Source organism: Tabrizicola sp. TH137, assembly GCF_002855575.1.
In the GTDB taxonomy this organism is placed as follows: Bacteria; Pseudomonadota; Alphaproteobacteria; order Rhodobacterales; family Rhodobacteraceae; genus Paragemmobacter.
Genome location: NZ_PKRQ01000001.1, coordinates 733,400 through 757,580, shown reverse-complemented (window position 1 = coordinate 757,580; position 24,181 = coordinate 733,400). Strand labels below are relative to the sequence as shown.

Here is a 24,181-nt window from a genome sequence, read left to right as displayed (position 1 = left end):
GGGACCGATGACCGAAGACAGCGTGACGCCGATGATGGCGCAATATCTGGAGATCAAGGCGCAGAACCCCGGCGCCTTGCTGTTCTACCGGATGGGCGATTTCTACGAGATGTTCTTCGAGGATGCGGTCGCGGCGGCAGAGGCGCTGGATATCGCGCTGACGAAGCGGGGGTTTCATCTGGGTGAGCCCATCGCGATGTGCGGGGTGCCGGTGCATTCCGCGGAAGGCTATCTGCTGACGCTGATCCGCAAGGGGTTTCGCGTGGCGATTGCGGAACAGTTGGAGGACCCGGCCGAGGCGAAGAAGCGCGGGTCCAAGGCGGTGGTGCGGCGGGATGTGGTGCGGCTGGTGACACCCGGCACGCTGACCGAAGATGCGCTGCTGGAGGCGCGGCGGCATAACTTCCTCTGTGCGTTCAGCGAGGTGCGGGACGAGGCGGCGCTGGCCTGGGCGGATATTTCGACGGGCGAGTTGCGGGTGATGCCCTGTGCGCCGGCGCGGCTGGGCCCGGAACTGGCGCGGCTGGCCCCGCGCGAGGTGCTGATTTCCGAGGCGCGAGAGGCGGATTGGGCCGGAATAGTGACTGAATCCGGCGCATCGCTGACGCGGTTGGCACGGGGGTCTTTTGATAGCGTCTCGGCGGAAAAGCGGCTGTGCGCGCTGTTCGATGTGGGGACGCTGGAAGGGTTCGGGCGGTTTGACCGGGCGGAACTTTCGGCCATGGGGGCGCTGGTCGATTATCTGGACCTGACGCAGCGGGGGAAGCTGCCCTTGCTGCGGCCCCCGGTGAAAGAGGCGGCGGGGGGCGCGATGCAGATCGACGCCGCGACGCGGCGCAATCTGGAACTGACGCAGGCCTTGAGCGGCGGGCGGGACGGATCGCTGCTGGCGGCGGTGGATCGGACGGTGACGGCGCCGGGGGCAAGGCTGCTGGAACGGCGGGTGTCTTCGCCGTCGCGTGACCTTTCCGTGATCCATGCGCGGCTGGACTCGGTGCGTTTTCTGCTGGAACAGAGCCTGTTGCGCGCCGAATTGCGCGATGCGCTGCGTCGGGTGCCGGACATGGACCGCGCGCTGTCGCGGCTGGCGCTGGATCGGGGCGGGCCGCGTGACCTTGCCGCGATCCGGGCGGGGCTGACGCAGGCGGTATCGGTGGCGGCGCGGCTGGAGGGGGCGCCTGTGCTGCTGGCCGAGGCGGCGGCGGCGCTGCTGGGGCATGAGGCGCTGGTGGACCTCTTGGATCAGGCGCTGGTGGCGGAGCCGCCGCTTCTGGCGCGGGATGGGGGCTTCATCGCGCCGGGATATGACGAGGACCTAGATCAGGCGCGGCGCTTGCGGGATGAGGGGCGCGGGGTGATCGCCGCGATGCAGGCGGATTTCATCGCGCAGACGGGCATTCAGAGCCTGAAGATCAAGCATAACAATGTGCTGGGTTACTTTATTGAGACGACGTCCACCCATGCGGAGCGGATGCTGTCGCCGCCCTTGTCGGAGACCTTCATCCATCGGCAGACGACGGCGGGGCAGGTGCGGTTTACCACGGTGGACCTGTCGGAGATGGAGACGCGCATCCTGAATGCCGGGAACCATGCGCTGGAGATCGAGAAGCGGCATTTCGAGGCGCTGCGGGCGGCGGTGCTGGCGGCAAGTGGGCCTGTGGGGGCAGCGGCGCGGGCCTTGGCCGAGGTGGATCTGGCGGCGGCCTGGGCCGATCTGGCGGCGGAGGAGGGCTGGGCGGAGCCGGTGGTGGATGACAGCCGCGCCTTCGTGGTGGAGGGCGGGCGCCATCCGGTGGTGGAGCGGGCGCTTCGGCGGCAGGGGGCGGGGCCGTTTGTGGCCAATGACTGCGCGCTGACGGAGGGGGAGACGCCGGCGGTCTGGCTGCTGACCGGGCCGAACATGGCGGGGAAATCCACCTTCCTGCGGCAGAACGCGTTGATTGCGCTGCTGGCGCAGGCGGGGAGTTTTGTGCCTGCAAGCCGCGCGCATGTCGGTGTTGTCAGCCAGTTGTTCAGCCGCGTGGGCGCGGCGGATGATCTGGCGCGGGGGCGATCCACCTTCATGGTGGAAATGGTGGAAACGGCGGCGATCCTGAATCAGGCGGATGACCGGGCGCTGGTGATCCTGGACGAGATCGGGCGGGGGACGGCGACCTATGACGGGCTGTCCATCGCCTGGGCGACGATGGAGCATCTGCACGGGGTGAACCGCTGCCGCGCGCTCTTTGCCACGCATTACCATGAGATGACGGCGCTGGCGGGCAAGCTGCCGGGGGTGGAGAATGCCACCGTGCGGGTGAAGGAGTGGGAGGGCGAGGTCATCTTCCTGCATGAGGTGCGGAAGGGGGCGGCGGACCGGTCCTATGGCGTGCAGGTGGCGCGGCTGGCGGGGCTGCCTCAGGCGGTGGTGGACCGGGCGAAGGTGGTGCTGGAGGCGCTGGAATCCGGCGAACGGCAGGGGGGGGCGCGGCCGAAGGCGCTGATCGACGATCTGCCGCTGTTCAGCGTGGCCCCTGCTGCGCCGCCGGCGCCGCGCGTGGTGGCGAAGGAATCGCCGGTGGAGGCGCGGCTGAAAGAGGCGCTGCCGGATGAGATGACGCCGATGGAGGCGCTGCGGCTGGTCTATGAGTTGAAGGACCTGATGAAGCCCTAAGCGCCAAGCCGCGCCCGCAGGGCGGCGTGCAGGCCGGGGGCGGCGGCGATCAGGCCGTCGGAGCGGGGGGTGGGGCGGTTGAAGTGCAGGGCTGCGCCATGCCTGTCCGTCACCGTGGCGCCCGCGCGGGCGGCGATCAGGCTGCCTGCGGCGATGTCCCATTCCCAGCCTTGGCGGAAGGAGAGCATTCCGTCGAAGCGGCCTTGCGCCACAAGGGCAAGGCGATAGGCCACGGAGGTGCGGAAGCTGCGTTTCACATCGGGCACGCCGCCGGGCCAGAATTCGGGTTTCAGGTTGACGGCGGGGGTCAGGATCGTGGCGCCTTCGATGCCGGGTTGTGTGCTGGCATGGATGGGGGTGCCGTTCAGCGTGGCGGGGCCGTCCAGCGTGGCGGCAAAAAGGCGGTCAAGCGCAGGGAGGTAGACGACGCCCGCCGTCACCACCCCGTCGCGGGCCACGGCGAGGGCGTGGCTGAAGCTGTCTTCGCCGTCGATGAAGGCGCGGGTGCCGTCGATCGGATCGAGGATGAAGACATCGCGGGCGGCAAGGCGGGCGGGGTCGTCGGGGCTTTCCTCGGACAGCCAGCCATAGGCGGGGCGGGCGGTTTGCAGGTGGTGATGCAGCGCCTCATTCACCGCATGGTCGGCCTCTGTCACCGGGCTTTCATCGCCCTTCTGCCAGACCTTCGGGTTCCGCTTCCAATAACGGAGCGCGATGGGGCCCGCGATGCGGGCGGCCTCGATCAGGAGGGAGAGGTCGTCCTCAGGCCCCGGCAAGGGTGAGACCGTCGATCAGGCAGGAGGGGACGCGGGTCGAAAGATGCGCGCGGGCGTCATTGGCGGGGATCAGGCGGAGGAGCATGTCGCGCAGATTGCCCGCGATGGTGCATTCGTTGACGGGATGGGAGATCACGCCGTTCTGCACCCAGAAGCCCGCCGCGCCGCGCGAATAATCGCCCGTGGTCGGGTTGATGGTGGAGCCGATCATCGAGGTGACGAGAAGGCCGGTGCCCATATCGCGGATCAGGTCATCGCGGGTGCGGGTTCCTGGCGTCAGGTCGATGTTGGAGGTGGAGGGTGACGGGGGCGCAGAGGTGCCGCGTGCAGCATTGGCGGTGCTGGGCAGGCCGAGCTTGCGCCCCGTGGCGAGGTCGAGCGTCCAGCCGGTGAGGATGCCGTCTTCGACGATGGCGCGGCGGCGGGTGGGCAGGCCTTCGCCATCGAAGGGGCGCGAGGCGCCGATGCGGGGGCGGTGCGGGTCTTCGATGACGGAAAGGCCGGTGGGCAGGACCTGCTGGCCCAGCGCGTCGCGCAGCCAGCTTGCGCCGCGGGCGATGGCCGCGCCGTTCACCGCCGAGAGGAGGTGGCCGATGAGGGACGAGGCGATGCGTTCGTCGAAAAGGACGGGATAGGTGCCGGTGACGGGTTTCACCGCGCCCGCGCGGGAGAGGGCGCGTTCGGCGGCAAGGGCGCCGATGCCCGCCGCATCGGGCAGGTCGGATTGGTAGGTGCGGGATTCGCCGGCCCAGTCACGCTCCATCCCCGTGCCTTCGCCGGTGAAGGCCACGGCAGAGAGGGAGCGGGAGGTGCGCGCATAGCCACCCGAAAAGCCGTTGGAAGCGGCCAGGTGCATGGCGCGGGCGGAATAGCCTGCCGATGCCTCGACCTGCGTGATGCCATGGGCGGCGAGGGCGGCGGCCTCTACGGCGCGGCAGTCGGATTCCAGCGTGGCGGCATCGGGTTCGGGCGCGGGATCGGCCAGATCGAGCGCGGCAAGGTTCCAGTCGCGGGCGATGGCATCGGGATCGGCCAGACCGGCATAGGGGTCATTCGGCGCCTCGCGCGCCATGGCGACGGCGCGTTCGGCCAGCGCGGCGATGGTGCGATCCGAGATGTCGGAGGAGGAGACGCAGGCCTGTTTGCCGCCGAAAAGGACGCGGAGGCCGATTTCCGTGCCCTCGGCCCGTTCGGCCTGTTCCAGCGCGCCGCGCCGCACGTCGATGGTGGTGGAGGTGCCGTGGATGGCCAGCGCATCCGCCGCCTCGGCCCCCGCCTTGCGGGCGGCGTCGAGAAGGCGGGCGGTCAGGTCGGGAAGCGATGCGGTCATGGCCAGTCCTTGATCAGAGACGCCTTGCAGGTAGTCCGGCATGGGCGCCTGTGCAAGCGGAGAGGGGGGGGCAAGCGAAAGGCCCCCGCCCGGCGGCGGGGGCCTGTGCTGCGGTCGGGACCGGCGTTACTGAAGCTGCTGGCCGTTGGCGAAGAAGCCGCCATCCTTGAATTCGAGGACGGAGGAAAGTTCATCCTCGCCCGTCGCATTGGCGAACATCGACAGCATCATGCGGAAGCCCATCGCCTGATCTTCCGGCAGCAGGCCCATCTGGACCAGCTTGTCCATCAGGGTGTTGCCGCCGGTGAGTTTCAGGTCGATCTTGCCGGTGGGGGCGGGCATGCCGCCGAAGGTCACCAGATCGGTGTTGTCGAAGGTCAGCGCACCGGTGCCGGTGAGTTCGGCCCCGGCCACCTTGGCGCGCAGTTCGGTGATGTCGAGCGAGTTCAACTCGCCGGGAGGGGCGTCGCCCATCGCCTCCATCGCCGCCGGGTCCATCAGGTTGACGGCCAGCTTGGCGGTGCCCTTGGTGTCGATGATCAGCGTGGCGGGATCGCGCGGAAGCTGGTTCGTCGGATCGAAGAGCGCCCAGATCTCTTCCGAAATGGAGAAATCGACGAGGCGGGTCAGGAAGGTGAAATCGGCGGGTTCCTCTGTCACGCCGACCGGCATGAGGAAGCCGAAGGCCGCCTCGCCATAGGTGATCTTGACCTCGGGGAAGGGGATGTCGGGGGCCGAGATGGAGGTGACGGCATTCTTCGCCCCGCCGGAATAGGACAGGCGCGTGGCATCCATGGCGAAGGCGATATTGCTGCTTTCGCCGGTTCCGGTGATCTTGGTCACGCCCGTCGGATCGGTCACTTCCATGTCATAGGTGGTGGTGCCGATGTTGAACGTGCCTTCGGAGGTGAAGCCCGCCTCCAGCGCGCTGGCCATGTCGGCCATGGCGGCGGTGGCCAGAAGCGTGCCGTCGGTGGTGCCGGTGATATCGTTCATGGTGACATTCACCTTGACGGTCGAGGGGCCGGCCGCCGTGCCGTCATCAGCCGGGCTGGGATCGGGATCGGTGCCGTTGACGACAAGGGTCATGGAGTCGGCGGCGAAGCTGGAGGTGAGGTCGGACGTCGCCGCTTCGCCTTCGCCGGCGACGAAGAGATAGGTGCCGGTGACATTGCTCAGCGTCGCCTCAGCCTTGGCATCCACGGCGGCGGCATCGACGCCTTCGATGCTGGTCAGCGCCACGGTGAAGGTGGGGGCGGTGAAGTCATAGGTCGTTTCCGCCGAGTCGCCGCTGGCGATGATCGACAGGCCGGGCTGGGTGATGTCCACGGTGATGGTGGTGGGTTCGTTCTCATCCTCGAGCGCATCCGGCGGCGGCGGGAAGGTGAGCGAGATCGGATAGTTTTCCGACATGGTCACGGCGACGGTGCCGTCGCCCTGATCGGTAAAGCGCATCTCTCCGATGCTGCCTTCGCCCGTCACGCCTTCCTGCGCGAAATCCAGCGACAGGCCAGTGACCACCAGGGTATCGCCATCGCGGACGACGCTTTCGGTGGTGACCGTCTGCCCGTTGCTTTGTGCCAGGGCGAGCCAGTTTTCCCAAACCTGTTCCGGCGTCACGTCGGCCATGGCCGGTGCGGCCAGGGCCATGACCAGGGCAGTGCTGCCTGCCAGCCTGCGGATGCGCATAATCAACCTCGTTTCGATGCAAAAAATCAGTCGGCGCGGAGCATCCACCCCGGGCTTGGCCGGGTCAAGGGTTTCCAACGCCGCGCTGGCATGGCTTATGTCCGTGGCAGAATTGTGATCGCGGACAGGCAGGGGGCAGGGCAGATGCAAGGCAAGGTGGTGGTGATCACCGGGGCAAGCCGGGGGATCGGCGCGGCGGCGGCGCGGGCCTTTGCGGCCGAAGGCGCGCGGGTGGCGCTGCTGGCGCGGGATGCGGCGGCCATCGCCGCGCTGGCCGGGGAGATCGGGCCGGAGGCGATGGCGCTGGGCTGCGACGTGGCCGATTGGGGGCAGGTGCAGGGCGCGGTGGCGCAGGTCATGGCGCGGTTCGGGCGGATCGACGTGCTGGTGAACAATGCGGGCGTGCTGGAGCCCATCGCGCGGCTGGCCGAGGCGGACCCGGCAGACTGGGGCCGGGTGCAGGACATCAACCTGAAGGGCGTCTTTCACGGGATGAAGGCGGTGATCCCCGCGATGCGGGCGCAGGGGGGCGGGACGATCATCACCGTCTCTTCGGGCGCGGCGGTGCGGCCGCTGGAAGGCTGGAGCGCCTATTGCGCGTCGAAGGCGGGGGCGCTGATGCTGACGCAGGCGGCGCATCTGGAAGAGGGGCCGCATGGCATCCGCGTTCTGGGCCTGTCGCCGGGCACGGTGGCGACCGAGATGCAGCGCAAGATCAGGGCATCGGGGATCAACCCGGTGAGCCAGATCGCCTGGGAGGACCACATTCCCCCCGAATGGCCGGCGCGGGCGCTGGTCTGGATGTGCGGGCCGGCGGCGGATGGCTGGCTGGGGCGCGATGTTTCCCTGCGGGATGAGGGCGTGCGGCGCGCCGTGGGGTTGATCCCGTGATCCGGGTCGAGGATCGCGGCGGGGCGCGGATCATCACGCTGGACCGGGTGGAAAAGGCCAATGCCCTGACGCAGGACATGCTGGCCGCGCTGGATGCCGCCGTGGCGCAGGCGGCGGCGGAGGGCGTGGCGGTGCTGATCCTGACCGGGGCGGGAAAGGTGTTTTCCGCCGGGGCGGATCTGGAGGGGATGGCTCAGGGGCTGGGCCAGGCGCCGGAATGGGAGGTGCTGTCGGCCCGGATCGCGGCCTATCCGGGGCTGACGCTGGCCGCGCTGAACGGGACGCTGGCGGGGGGCGCCTTCGGCATGGTGCTGGCCTGCGATCTGCGGGTGGCGGTGCCGGGGGCGGAGTTCTTCTATCCGGTGATGAAGCGGGGCTATCTGCCGCAACCGTCGGACCCGCGCCGGCTGGCGGCGCTGGTGGGGCCGGCGCGGGCGAGGCAGATCATCCTTGCGGGCCGCCGCATCGGCGCGGCCGAGGCGCGGGACTGGGGGCTTCTGGACCTTGTCGCCGAGGAAGCGGTGGAGGGCGCGCTGCTGCTGGCCGCCGATGCGCTGGGGGCGGATGCGGCGCATGTGCGGCGGATGAAGGCGATGTTCTGACGCGCCTCAGCGCCGCCGTTTCGGCACGCGCGACAGGAATTCGGGCGGGCGTTTGGCGACCCAGGTCAGGAAGCCCTGCATCCGGGGATCGGCGCGGATCGCCTCGGGCGTGTTGAACTGGCGGGCGAGTTCGGCCTCGGAAAAGCGGGCGTGGATTTCCTTGTGGCAGATGTGATGCACCAGCACCGTCGGCCCCCCCTTGCCCCCTTTCAGTTTCGGGATCAGGTGGTGCAGGCTTTGCGGCACGCCCTCGGGGATGGGGCGCAGGCAGAGAGGGCAGATCGGGTCCATGGGGCGATGATGGCGCGGGCGGCGGTGGGGGCAAGATGGATGCGCTGGTGATCGGGGCGGGGCCTGCGGGTCTGATGGCGGCGGAGGAACTGGCGCGCGCCGGGCGGCGGGTGGTGGTCTGCGAGGCCAAGCCCTCGGCGGGGCGGAAGTTCCTGATGGCGGGGAAGTCGGGGCTGAACGTCACCAAGGATGAAGGCGAGGCGGCCTTTCTGGCGGCCTATGGCGCGGGCTGGCTGGAGCCGGTGCTGCGGGCGTTCGGGCCGCAGGCGGTGCAGGACTGGTGCCGGGCGCTGGGGCAGGAGGTGTTTACCGGCAGCTCGGGGCGGGTGTTTCCGATGGCGATGAAGGGGTCGCCCTTGCTGCGGGCCTGGCTGGGGCGGCTGGGCGCTGCGGGGGTGGAGCTGCGGCTGCGCTGGCGCTGGACGGGGTTTCAGGGCGCGGGCTGGCGGTTCGATACGCCGGGCGGGGTGGAGGTGCTGGAGCCTCGGGTCGTGGTGCTGGCCTTGGGCGGGGCAAGCTGGCCGAGGCTGGGGTCGGATGCGGCCTGGGTGCCGTGGCTGCGGGAAAAGGGGGTGGAGGTCGCGCCCTTCCGGCCTGCCAATATGGGCTTTGCGGTGGACTGGTCGCCGCATATGGCGCGGCAGTTCGGGCAGCCGGTGAAGGGCGCGGCGCTGCTGGTGGGGGATCGGCGGGAGCGGGGGGAATTCGTCATCTCGGCGCGGGGGATCGAAGGGGGCGGGGTCTATGCCGTCTCGGCCGCGCTGCGCGACGGTGCGGGGCTGGCGGTGGATCTCCTGCCCGATCTGGCCGAGGCCGAGGTGGCCGCGCGGCTGGCGCGGATGAAGCCGGGCGAGACGCTGGCCAACCGGCTGCGCAAGCTGGGCCTTGCGCCGGTGGCGGTGGCCCTGGTGATGGAATTCGGGCGCGCGCTGCCGATCCTTCAGGCGGTGAAGGCGCTGCCCCTGCGGCTGGCGGGGCCAAGGCCGATCGCCGAGGCGATCTCCTCCGCCGGGGGGATCACGCAGGCGGCGCTGACGGAGGGGTTGGAGTTGCGGGCGATGCCGGGGGTATTTGCCTGCGGCGAGATGCTGGATTGGGAGGCGCCGACGGGCGGCTATCTGCTGACCGGCTGCTGGGCGACGGGGCGCTGGGCGGGGCGGGCGGCGGCCCGGAGCGGAAACCTCGGCGAGTGAGCCTTTGAGGCCAGGAGGAAGCGGCTGCTTTCATCTTGGCCCCAAATACTCTCAGGGGGTGAATTGGCGCGCATGCGCCAAGAGGGGGCGGAACGCCCCTTCACGCGGAGCCGGACGCGCGGCACGCGCGGGAGGCGACAGGAAAGGCTTGCGCGGCCCGCCTGCGGGGCGCGCGCCGCTGGGTCAATGGATGGTCTGGCCCAGTTCCGCCAGCAGATCGGGCAGGCTGCGGGCCTTCAGCAGGCCGTGGGTCTGGGCCGACAGCGCGCGATGCAGGCCGTCGATATCCTCGATCCGCAGCAGATCGACCTGCGACCACCAGGGACGCCCGGCAGGCAGGTCCTCCAGCAGGATGGAGGTCAGCACCTCTTCCAGCAGATGCCGCGTGGCGCGCTGGGCGCAGGGGGTTTCCAGATCGAGCCGCGTCTTCAGGCGCAGCCGCAGGGCGGGGGTGCCATCCTCGGGATGCGGGGCATGGGTCCAGCCGAGCACGTTCCACCCGGCCTCGCCGCGTTCGGCGTGAAGCGATCCGCAGAGGTCATGCCCCAGCCGGGCAGAGCGGCGGAGCGAGCCATCCCCTTCGATCTGGTCGCGCCATTCGGCGCGCAGATAGGGGGCGAGCAGTTCGGCAAGGGTGGTGGCCTGTGGCGCGCAGATCATTGTGTCATGTCCCATGGTTCCGGGCCGGGCATCCGGCCGTGATCGAAACGCGGTCCTGTCGAGATCACGTGCAGGCTGGTTCCTGCGCGTCCTCCTCGCGCAGGAACAGGAACGGTTGGCCCTTCGCGCGTCTTAGAGGGAGGATGACGCGAAGGTGTAAACAGAGGGTGACAGTCAGCCGTGTTTCACCATCACATGGCGGACGACGGTGTAATCCTCCAGCGCATAGGCCGACATGTCCTTGCCATAGCCGGACTGTTTCAGCCCGCCATGGGGCATTTCGTTGGTCAGCATGAAATGCGTGTTGATCCAGGTGCAGCCATAGCGCAGCCGCGCCGCCGTCGCCATGGCGCGCCCGACATCCCTGGTCCAGACCGAGGAGGCGAGGCCATAGTCGCTGTCATTGGCCCAGTTCACCGCCGTATCCAAATCGGAGAAGGGGGTGATGGAGACGACGGGGCCAAACACCTCGCGCCGGACGATCTCGTCTTCCTGCTTCGCGCCGGCGATGACGGTGGGGCGGTAGTAGAAGCCCTGATCCATCACCTCGCCCCCTGTGGTGATCTCGATATGGTTCACCTCGCGGGCGCGGTTGACGAAGCTTGCCACGCGGTCGCGCTGGCGGAGGGAAATCAGGGGGCCGATTTCGTTGGTGCTGTCATCCTCGTTCCCCAGGGCGATGGTGGAGACGGCAGAGGTCAGTTCGGCCACCAGACGGTCATAGACCTTTTTCCCGGCATAGATGCGGCAGGCGGCGGTGCAGTCCTGACCTGCATTGTAATAGCCGAAGGCGCGCAGGCCATCGACAACCTCGCCCACATCGGCATCATCAAAGACGATGACGGGGGCCTTGCCGCCCAGTTCCAGATGGGTGCGCTTTACCGTCTTGGCGGCGGCATCCAGCATCTTCTTGCCCGTGGCCACATCGCCGGTGAGCGAGATCATGTCCACATGGGGGTGGTTGATGAGGTAGTTGCCGACGGTCTGGCCGCGCCCTGCCACGATGTTGACCACGCCTTCGGGCAGTTCTTCCGCCAGGATGCGCGCCATCTTGAGCGCGGTGAGGGGCGTCTGTTCCGAGGGTTTGAACACGACCGTATTGCCGCCGCCGATGGCGGGGCCGAGTTTCCAGGCCATCATCATCAGCGGATAGTTCCATGGCGCGATGGAGGCGACGACGCCGATGGGATCGCGGCGGATCATGGAGGTGTGGCCGGCGAGGTATTCGCCTGCCACTGCGCCATGCTGGCAGCGCACGGCCCCGGCGAAGAAGCGGTAGCAATCCACGATGGCGGGAATCTCGTCATTGCGGGCGGCATTGATCGGTTTGCCGCAGTTCAGCGCCTCCAGCGCGGCGAAGCTGTCGGCCTCGGCCTCCACCCGGTCGGCGATGCGGAGAAGGGCTGCGGCGCGTTCGGCGGGGGTGGTGCGGGACCATGACTCGAACGCCTTGCGGGCGGCGGCGACGGCGCGGTCCACCTGCGCGGTGGAGGCCTCGGGCACCTCGAGGATCAGGCCGCCGGTGCGGGGGTTGAGGATCGGCTCCTTGGCCTCTTGCCCGGGCTCAAAAGCGGCGCCGATCAGAAGCTGGGTGTCGATGGTCATGAGTGCGCTGTCCATTTGGACCTCCCTTTGGTCATTTGCCCGCACCGGCGGTCTCGGACCCGCCGCGGGTGAGGTAATAGGCGATGAGGATGGGGACGAAGGTGGCGAGGAAGACGACGATGGCCACCACATTGGTCACCGGCCGCTGGCGCGGGCGGACCAGTTCCTGAAGCATCCAGATGGGCAGGGTGCTTTGCTGGCCGGCGGTGAAGGTGGTGACGATCACCTCGTCAAACGACAGGGCGAAGGCGAGCATCCCGCCTGCCAGAAGGGCGGTGCCGAGGTTGGGCAGCAGGACATAGCGGAAGGTCTGGAAGCTGTTGGCGCCGAGGTCGGCAGAGGCCTCCAAGATGCCGCCAGACAGGCGGCGGAAGCGGGCGACGGCGTTGTTATAGACGATCACGATGCAGAAGGTCGCGTGGCCGAGGATGATGGTCCAGGTGGAGAAGGGTATGTCCATGATCGAGAAGGCCGACCGCAGCGACATGCCAGTGATGACGCCGGGCAGCGCGATGGGCAGGATGATCAGAAGGCTGATCTGTTCGCGCCCGAAGAAGGCGGTGCGCGCCATGGCGGCAGAAACCAGCGTGCCGAGGATCATGGCGAGGAAGGTGGCAATCGTGGCGACCCAGAGCGAGAGGTAGAGGGGCGGCCAGATATCCTCGCGGTTCCAGGCCACGCCGAACCATTGGGTGGTCAGGCCGGGGGGCGGGAACTGGTAGGATTTGTCCTCGGTCGTGAAGGCGTAGAGGAAGATCAGCAGGATCGGCAGGTGGAGGAACAGCAGGCCCCCGACGGCGGCGATCTTCAATCCCAGCGAGGCGCGGTCAGAGTGCATCGAAGGCCCCCTTCCGTTTCGCGATGGTCAGGTAGATCAGCATGATGACGATGGGGACCACGGCGAAGGCGGCGGCCAGCGGGATGTTCCCGGCGGTCCCCTGCAACTGATACACCGCCAGCCCGATGAAACGGGCCGAGGTGCCGACGATCTGCGGGATGATGTAATCGCCCATCGTCAGCGAGAAGGTGAAGATCGACCCCGCGATGACGCCCGGCATGGCCAATGGCAGGATCACCGTGCGGAAGGTCTGCGCCCGCGAGGCGCCAAGGTCAGCGGAGGCTTCCAGCATCGAGGTGGGCACGCGTTCCAGCGCGGCCTGCATCGGCAGGATCATGTAGGGCAGCCAGACATAGACGAAGACGATGAAAGTGCCGAGCGGGCTGGTGGAGAGGGAGTTCCCGCCGATGCCGGGGATGGCGAGGATGGCGTTCAGGATCATCGACAGGCCCACGCCTTCGGCGGCCCAGGTGATGATGCCTTCCTTCGCGAGGATCAGTTTCCACGCATAGACCTTGACGAGGTAGGAGGACCAGAGCGGCAGCATGACGCCAAGGTAGAAGACGGCCTTCCACTTTCCCCGCGCGAAGCGGGCGGCGTAATAGGCGATGGGAAAGGCGATCAGCGCGCAGCCGATGGTGACGGCGGCGGACATGACCAGCGTGCGGATGATGATGTCGAGGTTCTGGGCGCGGAACAGCTCGGCATAGGTCTTGAGGGTGAATTCCTCTTTCACCACGCCGGAGAATTCGTCGATCGAATAGAAGGATTGCAGCAGCAGGGCAAAGAGCGAGCCGAGATAGACGACCCCCAGCCAGAGCAGCGGCGGGGTGAGAAGGACGGCCAGCAGCAGGCGCGGATGGCGCCAGAAAAGCGCGGTGAGCCGGTCGGCAAGCCCGCGTTCGGGCAGGATGGCGGGGGTGGGGGAGGTCATCCCTCGCCCTCCATCACATGCAGCGCAGCGGGATCGAAGGCGAGGCCCACGGTGGCGCCCGGTTCCGGCACGGGCTGGCCTGCGGGCAGAAGGGCCGCAACCTCGGTGCCGTTCAGCGCGACGGAGAGGCGCGATCCCGCGCCAAGGTAGCGGATGCCGGTGACGGTGCCCGCCAGCGCCACGCCATCGGCGGCGGTGACGCGCAGCATTTCCGGGCGGAGCGAGGCCCATTTCATCGGCCCGCCGAAGGCCCGCGTCACCTCGGGCGGCAGGACGTTGGAGGAGCCGACGAAATCGGCCACGAACCGGGTGCGGGGGCGGGCATAGACCTCGGCCGGGGTTCCGATCTGGGCGATGCGGCCTTCGTTGAAGACGGCAAGGCTGTCGGCCATGCTGAGCGCCTCGCCTTGGTCATGCGTCACGAAGACGAAGGTGATGCCGAGGCGGGATTGCAGGGCCTTCAACTCATCCTGCATCGCCTCGCGCAGTTTCAGGTCCAGCGCGCCGAGCGGTTCATCCAGCAGCAGCACCTTGGGTTCGTTCACCAGGGCGCGGGCCAGCGCGACGCGCTGACGCTGACCGCCCGAAAGCTGTGCCGGTTTGCGGTCGCCGTAGCCTTCGAGTTTCACCAGCGCCAGCATCTCTTCGGCGCGAGCATCGCGGGTGCGGCGGTCCACGCCCTTGACCATCAGGCCGTAGCCCACGTTGTCGCGCACGTTCATATGGGGGAAGAGGGCGTAATCCTGAAAGACCGTGTTCACGTTGCGCCGGTTCGGGGGGATGTCGCCCACGTCCTGCCCGAAGATGCGGATGGTGCCGCTGGTGGGTTTTTCAAACCCCGAGATGAGGCGCAGGCAGGTGGTCTTGCCAGAGCCGGAGGGGCCGAGCATGGCGAAGAAGGACCCTTCCGCGATGGTCAGATCGACACCATCCACCGCCTTTACCGGGGCGGAGGCGGGGCCGAAATGGCGCGAAACGCGAAGGAATTCGACGGCGGCGGTCATGGAGGGGAGGACTCCGACAGGCAAAAGGAGAGGGAGGGTGCGCGCGAAGGCGCGCACCCTGCTTGGTTGGAAAGGGGCCGGTCAGCGGCCGCCGATCACGCCGATATAGTCGGACACCCAGCGGTAATAGGGCACGCAGGTATCTTCGCCCTGCGAGCAGTCGGCGACCGGGGTGGTCCAGAAGCGGATCTTTTCGAAATCATCCAGACCGTTGGTGGTGCAGCCCTCGGCCGTCTGCATCCCGCGCCCGTCGGTGCAGGCGGCGGGAACCGAGGGGTTCGCGCCGAACCAGACCGACAGGTCGGATTGCAGGTTCGAAGAAAGCTGATGTTCGAACCACATATAGGCGCAGTTCGGATGTTCCGAATCGACATGCAGCATCGTCGTGTCGGCCCAGCCGGTGGCGCCTTCCTGCGGGATGACCGAAGCAACCGGCGCACCGCCCGCCTTGAGCAGATTCACCTGGAAGGGCCAGGAGCCGGAGGCGACCACGCCTTCATTCTTGAAATCGTCGATCTGGATGAAGGCGTCATGCCAGTAGCGGCTGACCAGTTCGCGCTGTCCGCGCAGCAGATCGAGCGCGGCCTTGTACTGATCTTCGTTCAACTCGTAGGGCGAGGTGATGCCCAGTTCCGGCTTGTGGAACATCAGGTATTGCGCGGCATCGGCGATATGGATCGGGCCGTCATAGGCCTGCACCCGGCCCTTGTTCGACTGGCCGTCGGGGAGGGTCTGCTCCTCGAAGACCACATTCCACGAGGTGGGCGGTTCCTTGAAGACTTCGGTGTTGTACATCAGGACGTTCGGCCCCCACATATAAGGCACGCCGTAATGTTTGCCGTCCACCACATACCAGGGCGCGTTCTGAAGGCGCGGGTCGATCGTGCCCCAGGACGGGATGAGGGCGGTGTTGATTTCCTGCACGCGGTCGCCCGCGATCAGGCGCAGCGAGGCATCGCCCGAAGCGGTGACGAGGTCGAAGCCCCCTTCGTTCATCAGGGCGACCATTTCATCCGAGGTGTTGGCGGTCTTCACGCTGACCTTGCAGCCGGTGGATTCCTCGAATTTCGTGACCCAGTCGAATTTCGGATCGGTTTCGCCGCGTTCGATATAGCCGGCCCAGGCGACGATGGAGAGTTCGCCTTCGCCGGGGCCGATCTCCGTCATCTGGGCGACGGCGGGGCTGAGGCCGGTGATCAGGGCAAGGGCGGTGGTGGCGGCAAGCTTCAGGCTGCTTATGGTCATGCTGGATGATCTCCCGTTGGTGGCGCGCGCGGGCGCGGATGCCCAGGCGCGGATGCCGGTGTTCCGGTCATGGCCGCTACGGTATGCGGGCGCGGGCGTTTCGCAATATCAAAACGCTGATGGGTGCATTCGGTTTTTCCGATGGGTCGGGATGGGCGGCTGACGATGACCGACGGGATACGCCGCGCTGCGGCAGGGGCTGGTGTGGTTGGGGGAGGTGGCAAGGGGGCACTGGTGCTGGTGTGCATGCTGGTCTTTGCCCTGGATGCCGTGTTGCTTTGGTCGGAGCGTGCCTTTTTTTTGGGTTCCGTGCGCGCGCATCTGCCCGCTCGCGCGCGCGAACCCTTATGTGAGGGTCAAACAGACCGGTCGGATCGTGAGTTGGGAGCGACTGAGCGGGTTGATTCGTGTCATGGCGCCGGAAGGGCCTGTGCGGGCGGTGTCCTCGGCCAAAACACGGGAATCATCGCCGAGGAAGCTGCTGTCAGCCATGCATCGGGCGCCATGGATGACAGCAGCGCACGGCAGAACCTGCATTTTGTTTAGGCAGTCATCGACAGTTCGGCGAATGTTTGCCGCAGGTGCAGCCTCTGCCATGGGGCGCCGGGGCTGTGCCGAGCGGCCGGTTCGCGCCGGTTTCTCGGCAGGGAAAGTTCTGGCGGTGCCGTTAAGGCGTGAAGAGCGGGGCACAACCTCAGGTTATCACGGGGCGCTGGGGGCGGAAATGGACCTCGGCGGCAGAATTCCCCTTGTCGCCGCGTCTTCCTTGGGAGACTGCCGCCTGCGGTCTTGGCGGGCTTTCTTGGGAGTGCTGTTAACCTGTTTTAATTCAGTGGCTTAGCTTGGGGTCCGTCAGATCCTCTCTCGAGGCGGCGGTTCGCCGACGGGACGCAGTCCGTCTAACGCATGCGATGGGCCATCCCGCGGGTCGGATTGCCTGCCGCAGGGCGATACACGCTGGAGTTCGGAACTGGTGGCATCTCGGGCGATGGCAAACGGCCATTCCGAGTGGCTGGAGAGACCCGGCAGAGCACTGGCCGCAGCCTTGAGAACGCCCTGTAACCCCAATGCCCGTTAGAAAAACGTCATATTAGGATTGGTAAAGAAAACTTGACTCGGGCCGTGCCCATCCGCAATACACGGTGAAAGAGTGTTTATTGGACGGGGGTCCGTTATGAAAAAGTTCATGCTTGCAGCCGCACTGGCGTTGTCGACCCTCGGGGTTGCGAACGTCTCCAATGCGGCGGTGATTGACTCGGGTGACATTGACGTTCGTACGTCGATCACCTCTCCTTTGGTTCTTTCGGGGCTGACCGCCGGGAACCAGTACTTTCTGACGATCTCTGGCACTGCGATCGTGTCTGGTCTTGATGGTCGTCGCGGCGATGCTGAGTACTTCCAGCGCACGCCCGGTGGCTCTGTCTGGTCCGACACGTCGACGATCCCGTCTCCCTTCGGCACGGACGTGGGTGTCGAGATTCTTGGGCTTGGCGCGATCAACTGGGGTGCGTTCAATCCGTCGCACACGTATCAGATCCTTTACACGGCTGCATCGACCTCGGTCTCGCTGTTCTTCCGCGACGTTGCCTATAACGACAACTCCGGCACCCTTCAGGCGAGCATCTCGGCAGTGCCGCTGCCCGCGTCGATGCTGGGTCTTCTGGCCGGTCTGGCTGGTCTGGGCTTTCTGCGTCGTCGCAAGACGGCCTGAGCCAGCACGAAAAAGGACATTGCAGGGGCGTCGCGCGATGCGTGGCGCCTTTTTGCATTTCAGGGCGGCGGTCAGCGGTTCGGCACGTTGCTCTGGGCCGAGCGGATGAAGTTCAGCGCGGGCGGTGACAGGGGCGCGCCGCGGCGCCAAGCGAGGCCGACCTGAACCGTGGGCAAGTCGCCTGACACGTCGCGGATCTCGATCCGGTCGCCTTCCAGCGACCAGGGGCGATAGACGAGGCTGGGCAGGATGGCGAGCCCGGCGCCGGTTGCCACCAGCGATCGCACGGCCTCGACACTGCGGGTCCGGAAGGCGACTTCGGGCTTCACCGGCAGGGCGGCGGTCAGGCGGCGGGTGCTTTCCTCGATCTCGTCCACCATGAGCTGGATCAGGGGTTGGCCTGCCAGTTCCTCCAGCGCGATAGCCTCCTGCTGCGCCAGGGCATGGCCGAGCGGCAGCCAGAGCCGGTAGGGAGAGACGAGCAGCGTTTCCACCTGCAAGGCCATCCGGTCTTTGACCGAAGAGGTCAGCAGCACCGCCACGTCCAGCTCCCCTCCGATCAGCAGATGCTGGAGATAGTCGCCATTATCCTCGATCACGTTCAGATCGACCTGCGGGAAGGCGCGGCGGAAGCGCGACAGGATGTCGGACAGCACATAGCCCGCCACCAGCGAGGTGACGCCGAGAGAAAGCCGCCCGGTGGCGGTTTCCGCCTCATCGCGGAAGGCGGTGCGGGCCGTGGCGACATCGGCAAGGATCTGGCGCGCATGGCGCAGGAAGGCACTGCCCTTGTGGGTGATCAGCAGCCCGCGCGCCTGCCGGTCGAAGAGGATTACGCCCAGATCATCCTCCAGCGCGCGGATCGCCTCGGTCACAGAGGATTGCGAGATGGAAAGCGCGCGGGCCGCACCCGAGACGCTGCCCGCCTCTGCGGCGGCGACGAAGAACTGAAGCTGGCGGAGCGTGAAGGCCATGGGCGGTTCGCTTTGTGGCAGGCACCCGGGGGCTTCGCGCCCCCGGACCCCCGCGGAGTATTTATCCCAAGATGAAGGGCAGAAGGGCGGGGCGGTGCCGGTCGATCAGGGCGGTATAGGCGGCAAGGCGGTCAGGGGTGAAGTGATCGGCCTCGGCCAGCAGGTTGACGGTGCCGGGAACGGTGCCATCCGGCGCGATGACTGGCAGATTGGCAGCCGAGCCGAGGCCCATCGCGGTGATCAGCGCGTGATCGAAGAAGACGGTGGCGAATTCCTCGGGACTGTTGGCGATGAAGGGCTGCGCGCGGGTAACGCAGAGATCGTACCAAGCATCGCGCAGGAGCGGCTTGGTGCCATGGGTGGGGTATTCGCCGGGATGCGAGCTGTGGACGCGGCGGAACAGGCCTGCACCAAGATCATGGGTGGTGAGGGTGAAAAGCCGCGTGCCGAGGGCGGCGCATTCCTGATGAAGGGCGGTGAAGGCATCGGACATGCGGCCATAACGACATGGGCGGGCGCGGCTGTCTAGCCGCCTCGCAGGCGCGCGGCGAGAAGGGCGATGAGGTCGGAGTGGGTGACCAGCCCGACGAGGCGCCGATCTTCGGTGATCGGGACGGCCTGCTGGCGACCATCGGCGAGGCGGTCGATCAGATCCGCCGCCTCCGCTTCGGGCGGAAGGGGTGTCACCGGGCGGGCAAGGCTGGCTGCGGTGGCGGCGGGGTCGGTCAGGCCAAGAAGCGCCGACTGGTCCACCAGGCCACGGTAAAGCCCGTCTTCCAGGATGGGCAGGGTCTTGAAGCCGTGGCGGCGGAACAGCTGCGCCAGTGTGGTGGCAGTCGCATCGGGGGGAACGGTGACGAGATCGCGCGACATCACCCCGGCGGCACGCAGGCCCTGAAGGTGACGGGCGGCCGCTTCGGCCTCGGCGGCATCCAGCACGCGGGTCAGATCGCCCAGGCCGATATTCGGGCCCATGCGGAGCCGGTCGAGCAGCGCCGCCAGCGCCTCTGGGGGCAGGCCGAGGCGGTGGTCGGGGGCCGCATCGCGGGTGCCATGAGCGGATGATGTGGCAGGCTGGCGAAACGGGTAAGCGCGGCCGGTGGCCCGGTTCCAGAGCAGCCCGGCCAGGACAAGGCCCAAGGATCCGGCGGCGACGGGCAGGGCAGCGAAGGCCAGGCCGGGAAAGGCCGGATCGCCCGCCGCCAGGACGGTGGCAAGGGCGACGGCCCCGCCGGGCGGGTGCAGGGCGCGGAGTGCAGCCATCAGAAGCACGGCCAGCGCCACAGCCAGCGGGGCGGCAAGGCGCGGATCGGGCAGCAGGGCGACGGTTCCCAGCGCGGCAAGCGCCGCGACACTGTTGCCTGCGACCACCGACCAGGGCTGTGCCAGCGGGCTGTTCGGCACCACGAAGATCAGGAAAGCCGAAGCACCGAAGGGCGCGATCAGCAGAACCGGCCCCGAAGCCGCGCCGGGGGTGACGAGCCATAGCAACGCCTCGCAGGCCAGAAGGCCGACCCCTGCCCCGCAGGCGGCGCGCAGCGCCTCGCGCCATGCCGGGGAAGGCATGGCGGGGCCGAAGGGGCGGAGGCGGTTGAACATGCGCAGGGCCTTTCGCTTTGCCCATCCTGCGCGGGCGGCCGGGCGCGGAACAGGCCGGGATGGACGTCCGGGCGTCCGGATGCGACCTCAGCCCCGCATCAGGGCCAGTTTCAGAAGCGCCCGTTCCATCACCGCCATCGCCGGGGCGCGCGAGGCCGAGCGCAGGGTCAGGTCGGTTTCCACCAGATGGGCGATGGCGTCTTCGAGTTTCCGCTGCGGCCATGTCCCGGCCTGGCGGATCATCGCGTCGCGGACCTTGAAGTTCATCCCCCGCATCCGGCCCAAGGCGGCAGCGGCCCCGCCCGGTTCGCTTGCCGCGGCATGCAGGGTGCGGAAATGGCGCATTGCGGCGATGCAGAGGCCGACGGGCTGTGTTCCCTGCGCCTCCAGCCGCCGCAGGAGGGGACCGATCGCCTCCACCTTCCTGTCGGCGACGGCGGTGATCAGGTCATCGACCGCCGCCTCCACCGTGGCGGGGGCAAGATCGGCAATCTCGGCCGGGGTCAGGGGGGTCGGGTCGCCATGCTTGTAAAGCGCGATCTTTTCCAGCGTCTGGCGGAAATCGCCGGGATCGAGCATGCGGGAAAGGGAGGTGAGGTCTGCCATCGCCTCGCGGTCGATGGCGGTGAGACCGGCCTTCTTCAGCGCCTCTTCGATCTCTTCGCGCGTGGGCGGATCGTCGTAGAGACCGATGCAGAGGGCGCTGGGGTGTTTCTCGAACAGGGTCTTCAGGGCGGATTTGCCGGTCAGCGCGCCGGCCGTGACGATGATCGTGGCATCGCCCATGCGCCAATCGGAGAGGGCGGCGGTCAGGGTGGCGGTCAGGCTGTCGGTCGCATCCTCGACAAAGGCCACGCGGGGGCCGGGGAAAAAGCCCTGCGCCTTGATCGCGTCGGCCAGAAGGGCCGCGTCCTTGCGCAGGTCGGCGGCGGGGATGCGGGTCAGGCGCATCTCGCCCTCGCCCTCGGGGCCGATGAGGGCGGCGATGACATCCTGCCGTTTCAGTGCCACGCGCATCGGATCGGCGCCGAAGATCAGCAGGGCGGGACGGCCCGGATCGGGGCGCGTGAAATAGCGCGCGGCCTCGGCCCCCTTGAGGATCATGGGGTCAGGCTGGGCGCGGCGGCGATGAGGCGCAGCATCACCTGATCGGCCAGCATGATGGACAGGCGGCGCGCGGCATCATCCTCGGCGGCGAGGCTGGCGACGGTGGTGCCGGTGGCCGACCAGGAGGCGAAGGCGCGCACGGTTCCGCCCGCCACGCGTTCGCCACTGTCGCGTTCGGTCAATGTCCAGGTGGCGCTGCCCTGCAAGGTGTAGCGGGTGGTCACGTTGCTGGCCGTGATGCCGCCTGACTGGCGCGAGGTGGAGATGGAATAGCCAAGGTCATAGGCCGCATCGGTGGCCCTGCCGAGGCGTGAGTCGAGCCGGGCGACGAAGTCGAAATCCTGTTTCGTCTGCGGGGTCTGCACCAGCACGCGCCCGCGCAGCGCCGAGGCCCCGCCTTCGGGGCCATAGGCGGGGGTGAAGCCGCAAGCCGCAAGCGGCAGGGCGGCGAGGCCGAGAAGGAACAGGCGGCGGTCAGACAACGACATTGATGATGCGCCCCGGGACGACGATGATCTTCTTCACCGGTTGCCCGGCGAGGAACTTGACCACAGCTTCGTCTGCGAGGGCGATCTTTTCAACCTCGGTTGCAGGCATGTCCTTCGGAACGGTGATTTCCGCCCGCCGCTTGCCATTGATCTGGATGGGAAGGGTCACGCTGTCCTCGACCAGAAGCGCCGGATCGGCCTTGGGCCAGGGGGCCAGCGTCACCAGCCCCGCGCCGCCCAGCATCGACCAGACTTCTTCGGCCAGATGCGGGGTCATGGGCTGCATGAGCTGCGCCATCACGCGCATCGCATCGCGCTTGGCCGCCGCACCAGCCTGCGAGCGTTGGACGGTGTTGGTGAATTCGTAGAGCTTGGCGATGGCCTTGTTGAAGGCAAAGCCTTCGATGCCCTTCGTCACCTCGTCGATCGCCCTTGCGGTGGCGCGGGCCAGCGCGGTGTCTTCGGCGGGGTTGGCAGGGGCGTCGGACTTGGCGATTTCATCCGCGATGCGCCAGACGCGGGAGAGGTGCTTGAAGGCCGCCTCGGCGCCGGAGGATGTCCATTCCACGTCGCGTTCGGGCGGGCTGTCGGACATCACGAACCAGCGCGCGGTATCGGCGCCGAACTGGGCGATGATGTTCATCGGATCGACGACGTTCTTCTTTGACTTGGACATCTTGGCCGACGGGATGATTTCCACTGGCTCGCCTGTCGCGATCAGGAACGCACCGTCGTCGCGTTTCTCCACTTCTTCAGGAAAGTGGTACTTGGTAGTGTATCTTGCCGGTTCCTCACCAATACCACGAAATGCGTTACCCTCCACTTTTGTGGTCAGGTAGATCTCATGCGTGACCATGCCCTGGGTGAAGAGGGCGTTGAACGGCTCCACGGCCTTTTGCGGCAGGTGGCCGGTCTTCTGCATCGCGCGGGCGAAGAAGCGGGAATAGAGCAGGTGCAGGATCGCGTGTTCGATCCCGCCGATATACTGATCGACATTCATCCAGTACTCGGCATCTTCCGCCACGGTCGGCGTGGTGGCGCGGGGCGCGGTGAAGCGGGCGTAGTACCAGGACGAATCCACGAAAGTATCCATCGTGTCCGTCTCGCGCCGGGCCTTGGCGCCGCATTTCGGGCAGGTGCAATCGCGCCAGGTCGGGTGGCGGTCCAGCGGGTTGCCGGGCACATCGAAGGTCACGTCATCGGGCAGGGTGACGGGAAGGTTCTCCTTCTTCTCCGGCACCACGCCGCAGGTGGCGCAATGGATGACGGGGATCGGGCAGCCCCAATAGCGCTGGCGCGAGATGCCCCAGTCGCGCAGGCGATACTTGGTGACGCCCTTGCCGTAACCATTTGTTTCGGCGTGGGAAATGGCGGCGGCGATGGCCTCTTCGCCGGTCTGGGTGGCCGCGCCCGCAAAGCCGCGGACATAGGTCACGCGTTCGGATTTCATCGGCACGAAAGCCTCTGCTAAGGGGGCATCCTCTGCGCCTTCGGCGACGAAGACGGCCTTGATCGGCAGGCCGTATTTCGTGGCGAAGTCGAAATCGCGCTGGTCATGCGCGGGGCAGCCGAAGATGGCGCCGGTGCCGTAATCCATCAGGATGAAGTTGGCGATCCAGACCGGCAGTTCCCATGCCGGGTCCAGCGGGTGCTTTACCCGGATGCCGGTGTCATAGCCGATCTTTTCTGCCGTCTCGATTTCTTCGGCCGAGGTGCCGCCCTTGCGGCATTCGGCGATGAAGGCCGCGACCTTGGGGTCGTGTTCCAGCGCCTTGGCCAGCGGGTGATCGGCCGAGATGGCGGCGAAGGAGGCGCCCATGAGCGTGTCGGGGCGGGTGGTATAGACCTCCAGCCGGTCAAAGCCCGCAGGCGCAGCGACGGTGTCGAAGGCGAATTGCAACCCGCGCGACTTGCCGATCCAGTTGGCCTGCATCAGCCGCACCTTTTCAGGCCAGTTGGTCAGGGTGTCGAGCGCGTTCAACAGGTCTTCGGAATAGTCGGAAATCTTGAAGAACCACTGCGTGAGTTCCCGCCGCTCCACCGCCGCGCCGGACCGCCAGCCCTTGCCGTCGATCACCTGTTCATTGGCGAGGACGGTCATATCGACCGGGTCCCAGTTCACGATGGCATTCTTGCGGTAGATCAGCCCCGCTTCCATCATGTCGATGAACATGGCCTGCTGCTGGCCATAATATTCCGGGTCGCAGGTGGCGAATTCGCGCGACCAGTCGATGGACAGGCCCAGCGGTTTCATCTGGGCGCGCATGTCGGCGATATTGCCGTAGGTCCAGTCCTTGGGGTGGCCGCCGCGTTCCATCGCGGCATTCTCGGCGGGCATCCCGAAGGCGTCCCAGCCCATCGGGTGCAGGACGGAATACCCCGCCGCCGCCTTCTGCCGCGCCACCACATCGCCCATCGTGTAGTTGCGCACATGGCCCATATGGATGCGCCCCGACGGGTAGGGGAACATCTCCAGCACGTAATACTTGGGCTTGGCCGGGTCGCGCCGCGCGGTGAAGGCACCTGCCTTTTCCCAGGCGGTCTGCCATTTCGGTTCGGTCTGGCCGGGTTCGTAGCGCGACATCATCTTG

22 protein-coding genes are annotated in these 24,181 nt (G+C 67.3%); 6 read left to right on the top strand and 16 right to left on the bottom strand.

All coding sequences use genetic code 11. The features are described from left to right. The first annotated feature begins 7 nt into the window (after positions 1 to 7). Positions 8 to 2,653: a DNA mismatch repair protein MutS gene (gene mutS, locus C0V75_RS03775; RefSeq protein WP_101919538.1), complete on the top strand. Its 2,646-nt coding sequence runs from the start codon at positions 8 to 10 to the stop codon at positions 2,651 to 2,653. On the opposite strand, the gene C0V75_RS03770 is transcribed toward mutS, so the two are convergent. The 3 genes from C0V75_RS03770 to C0V75_RS03760 form a co-directional block, all read right to left on the bottom strand. Continuing rightward, complete coding sequence (locus tag C0V75_RS03770) at positions 2,650 to 3,429, bottom strand: 3'(2'),5'-bisphosphate nucleotidase CysQ (protein WP_101919537.1); 780 nt, start codon at positions 3,427 to 3,429, stop codon at positions 2,650 to 2,652. The two genes, mutS and C0V75_RS03770, sit on opposite strands and share 4 nt — an antisense overlap. Next, the gene (locus C0V75_RS03765) at positions 3,416 to 4,759 is read right to left on the bottom strand and encodes a TldD/PmbA family protein (RefSeq protein WP_101919536.1); all 1,344 of its coding nucleotides are present in this window, start codon (positions 4,757 to 4,759) and stop codon (positions 3,416 to 3,418) included. The genes C0V75_RS03770 and C0V75_RS03765 overlap by 14 nt, the downstream gene beginning before the upstream one ends. A 126-nt stretch (positions 4,760 to 4,885) precedes the next feature. Continuing rightward, on the bottom strand, positions 4,886 to 6,448 hold the full coding sequence (locus C0V75_RS03760) for a DUF2125 domain-containing protein (RefSeq protein WP_101919535.1): 1,563 nt from the start codon (positions 6,446 to 6,448) through the stop codon (positions 4,886 to 4,888). A gap of 144 nt (positions 6,449 to 6,592) precedes the next feature. On the opposite strand from C0V75_RS03760, the gene C0V75_RS03755 reads away from it, so the two are divergent. Further along, positions 6,593 to 7,339, top strand: a complete 747-nt coding sequence (locus C0V75_RS03755; protein WP_101919534.1) for an SDR family oxidoreductase — start codon at positions 6,593 to 6,595, stop codon at positions 7,337 to 7,339. Beyond that, complete coding sequence (locus C0V75_RS03750) at positions 7,336 to 7,941, top strand: enoyl-CoA hydratase/isomerase family protein (protein ID WP_101919533.1); 606 nt, start codon at positions 7,336 to 7,338, stop codon at positions 7,939 to 7,941. Before C0V75_RS03755 ends, C0V75_RS03750 begins: the two co-directional genes overlap by 4 nt. A 6-nt stretch (positions 7,942 to 7,947) precedes the next feature. Here C0V75_RS03750 and C0V75_RS03745 read toward each other — a convergent pair whose 3' ends face one another. Continuing rightward, on the bottom strand, positions 7,948 to 8,232 hold the full coding sequence (locus tag C0V75_RS03745) for an HNH endonuclease (RefSeq protein WP_101919532.1): 285 nt from the start codon (positions 8,230 to 8,232) through the stop codon (positions 7,948 to 7,950). A 35-nt stretch (positions 8,233 to 8,267) separates the two neighbouring features. Between C0V75_RS03745 and C0V75_RS03740 the strand changes: the two genes are divergently transcribed. Beyond that, entirely contained in the window at positions 8,268 to 9,425 is a 1,158-nt protein-coding gene (locus C0V75_RS03740) for a TIGR03862 family flavoprotein (protein ID WP_101919531.1), read from the top strand. Between the two features lie 183 nt (positions 9,426 to 9,608). On the opposite strand, the gene C0V75_RS03735 is transcribed toward C0V75_RS03740, so the two are convergent. From C0V75_RS03735 to C0V75_RS03710, 6 genes are all read right to left on the bottom strand, one after another. After that, a complete protein-coding gene (locus C0V75_RS03735) occupies positions 9,609 to 10,100 on the bottom strand; it encodes a hypothetical protein (RefSeq protein ID WP_143710376.1) in 492 nt (163 codons plus the stop codon). Between the two features lie 159 nt (positions 10,101 to 10,259). Then, entirely contained in the window at positions 10,260 to 11,684 is a 1,425-nt protein-coding gene (locus tag C0V75_RS03730; RefSeq protein WP_101919896.1) for a gamma-aminobutyraldehyde dehydrogenase, read from the bottom strand. A gap of 37 nt (positions 11,685 to 11,721) precedes the next feature. Beyond that, entirely contained in the window at positions 11,722 to 12,528 is an 807-nt protein-coding gene (locus C0V75_RS03725) for an ABC transporter permease (protein ID WP_101919529.1), read from the bottom strand. Next, positions 12,518 to 13,462, bottom strand: coding sequence for an ABC transporter permease (locus tag C0V75_RS03720; protein WP_101919528.1), 945 nt, complete (start codon positions 13,460 to 13,462; stop codon positions 12,518 to 12,520). Before C0V75_RS03720 ends, C0V75_RS03725 begins: the two co-directional genes overlap by 11 nt. After that, positions 13,459 to 14,466 carry an ABC transporter ATP-binding protein gene (locus tag C0V75_RS03715; protein WP_101919527.1) on the bottom strand — a complete coding sequence of 336 codons (1,008 nt, stop codon included), beginning with the start codon at positions 14,464 to 14,466 and terminating at the stop codon, positions 13,459 to 13,461. Before C0V75_RS03715 ends, C0V75_RS03720 begins: the two co-directional genes overlap by 4 nt. An 81-nt stretch (positions 14,467 to 14,547) precedes the next feature. Next, complete coding sequence (locus C0V75_RS03710; protein WP_216821394.1) at positions 14,548 to 15,711, bottom strand: ABC transporter substrate-binding protein; 1,164 nt, start codon at positions 15,709 to 15,711, stop codon at positions 14,548 to 14,550. Positions 15,712 to 15,876: 165 nt separating this feature from the next. Here C0V75_RS03710 and C0V75_RS22700 point away from each other — a divergent pair, with 165 nt between their 5' ends. Together C0V75_RS22700 and C0V75_RS03705 are read left to right on the top strand one after the other, a co-directional pair. Next, positions 15,877 to 16,257 carry a hypothetical protein gene (locus C0V75_RS22700; protein ID WP_143710375.1) on the top strand — a complete coding sequence of 127 codons (381 nt, stop codon included), beginning with the start codon at positions 15,877 to 15,879 and terminating at the stop codon, positions 16,255 to 16,257. A gap of 628 nt (positions 16,258 to 16,885) precedes the next feature. Further along, entirely contained in the window at positions 16,886 to 17,422 is a 537-nt protein-coding gene (locus C0V75_RS03705) for a VPLPA-CTERM sorting domain-containing protein (protein WP_101919526.1), read from the top strand. 71 nt (positions 17,423 to 17,493) lie between these two features. On the opposite strand, the gene C0V75_RS03700 is transcribed toward C0V75_RS03705, so the two are convergent. From C0V75_RS03700 to leuS, 6 genes are all read right to left on the bottom strand, one after another. Further along, on the bottom strand, positions 17,494 to 18,396 hold the full coding sequence (locus C0V75_RS03700; RefSeq protein ID WP_101919525.1) for a LysR substrate-binding domain-containing protein: 903 nt from the start codon (positions 18,394 to 18,396) through the stop codon (positions 17,494 to 17,496). A gap of 61 nt (positions 18,397 to 18,457) precedes the next feature. Continuing rightward, a complete protein-coding gene (locus tag C0V75_RS03695; RefSeq protein ID WP_101919524.1) occupies positions 18,458 to 18,889 on the bottom strand; it encodes a GAF domain-containing protein in 432 nt (143 codons plus the stop codon). A 32-nt stretch (positions 18,890 to 18,921) separates the two neighbouring features. Next, complete coding sequence (locus C0V75_RS03690) at positions 18,922 to 19,995, bottom strand: HPP family protein (protein WP_101919523.1); 1,074 nt, start codon at positions 19,993 to 19,995, stop codon at positions 18,922 to 18,924. Between the two features lie 87 nt (positions 19,996 to 20,082). Beyond that, positions 20,083 to 21,099 carry a DNA polymerase III subunit delta gene (gene holA / locus C0V75_RS03685; protein WP_101919522.1) on the bottom strand — a complete coding sequence of 339 codons (1,017 nt, stop codon included), beginning with the start codon at positions 21,097 to 21,099 and terminating at the stop codon, positions 20,083 to 20,085. Further along, entirely contained in the window at positions 21,096 to 21,590 is a 495-nt protein-coding gene (lptE, locus tag C0V75_RS03680) for an LPS assembly lipoprotein LptE (RefSeq protein WP_101919521.1), read from the bottom strand. Before lptE ends, holA begins: the two co-directional genes overlap by 4 nt. Beyond that, positions 21,577 to 24,174 (bottom strand): leucine--tRNA ligase, encoded by a 2,598-nt coding sequence (gene leuS, locus C0V75_RS03675; RefSeq protein WP_101919520.1) that lies wholly within the window; start codon positions 24,172 to 24,174, stop codon positions 21,577 to 21,579. The genes lptE and leuS overlap by 14 nt, the downstream gene beginning before the upstream one ends. Positions 24,175 to 24,181 lie beyond the last annotated feature (7 nt).

What these genes read in the sequence shown, in the direction of transcription:
- mutS (WP_101919538.1), top strand. Translation starts at nt 8, where the DNA reads ATGACCGAAGACAGCGTGACGCCGATGATGGCGCAATATCTGGAGATC.
- C0V75_RS03765 (WP_101919536.1), bottom strand. Translation starts at nt 4,759, where the DNA reads ATGACCGCATCGCTTCCCGACCTGACCGCCCGCCTTCTCGACGCCGCC.
- C0V75_RS03760 (WP_101919535.1), bottom strand. Translation starts at nt 6,448, where the DNA reads ATGCGCATCCGCAGGCTGGCAGGCAGCACTGCCCTGGTCATGGCCCTG.
- C0V75_RS03755 (WP_101919534.1), top strand. Translation starts at nt 6,593, where the DNA reads ATGCAAGGCAAGGTGGTGGTGATCACCGGGGCAAGCCGGGGGATCGGC.
- C0V75_RS03745 (WP_101919532.1), bottom strand. Translation starts at nt 8,232, where the DNA reads ATGGACCCGATCTGCCCTCTCTGCCTGCGCCCCATCCCCGAGGGCGTG.
- C0V75_RS03740 (WP_101919531.1), top strand. Translation starts at nt 8,268, where the DNA reads ATGGATGCGCTGGTGATCGGGGCGGGGCCTGCGGGTCTGATGGCGGCG.
- C0V75_RS03735 (WP_143710376.1), bottom strand. Translation starts at nt 10,100, where the DNA reads ATGGGACATGACACAATGATCTGCGCGCCACAGGCCACCACCCTTGCC.
- C0V75_RS03725 (WP_101919529.1), bottom strand. Translation starts at nt 12,528, where the DNA reads ATGCACTCTGACCGCGCCTCGCTGGGATTGAAGATCGCCGCCGTCGGG.
- C0V75_RS03720 (WP_101919528.1), bottom strand. Translation starts at nt 13,462, where the DNA reads ATGACCTCCCCCACCCCCGCCATCCTGCCCGAACGCGGGCTTGCCGAC.
- C0V75_RS03715 (WP_101919527.1), bottom strand. Translation starts at nt 14,466, where the DNA reads ATGACCGCCGCCGTCGAATTCCTTCGCGTTTCGCGCCATTTCGGCCCC.
- C0V75_RS03710 (WP_216821394.1), bottom strand. Translation starts at nt 15,711, where the DNA reads ATGACCATAAGCAGCCTGAAGCTTGCCGCCACCACCGCCCTTGCCCTG.
- C0V75_RS22700 (WP_143710375.1), top strand. Translation starts at nt 15,877, where the DNA reads ATGACCGACGGGATACGCCGCGCTGCGGCAGGGGCTGGTGTGGTTGGG.
- C0V75_RS03705 (WP_101919526.1), top strand. Translation starts at nt 16,886, where the DNA reads ATGAAAAAGTTCATGCTTGCAGCCGCACTGGCGTTGTCGACCCTCGGG.
- C0V75_RS03700 (WP_101919525.1), bottom strand. Translation starts at nt 18,396, where the DNA reads ATGGCCTTCACGCTCCGCCAGCTTCAGTTCTTCGTCGCCGCCGCAGAG.
- C0V75_RS03695 (WP_101919524.1), bottom strand. Translation starts at nt 18,889, where the DNA reads ATGTCCGATGCCTTCACCGCCCTTCATCAGGAATGCGCCGCCCTCGGC.
- C0V75_RS03690 (WP_101919523.1), bottom strand. Translation starts at nt 19,995, where the DNA reads ATGTTCAACCGCCTCCGCCCCTTCGGCCCCGCCATGCCTTCCCCGGCA.
- holA (WP_101919522.1), bottom strand. Translation starts at nt 21,099, where the DNA reads ATGATCCTCAAGGGGGCCGAGGCCGCGCGCTATTTCACGCGCCCCGAT.
- lptE (WP_101919521.1), bottom strand. Translation starts at nt 21,590, where the DNA reads ATGTCGTTGTCTGACCGCCGCCTGTTCCTTCTCGGCCTCGCCGCCCTG.
- leuS (WP_101919520.1), bottom strand. Translation starts at nt 24,174, where the DNA reads ATGTCGCGCTACGAACCCGGCCAGACCGAACCGAAATGGCAGACCGCC.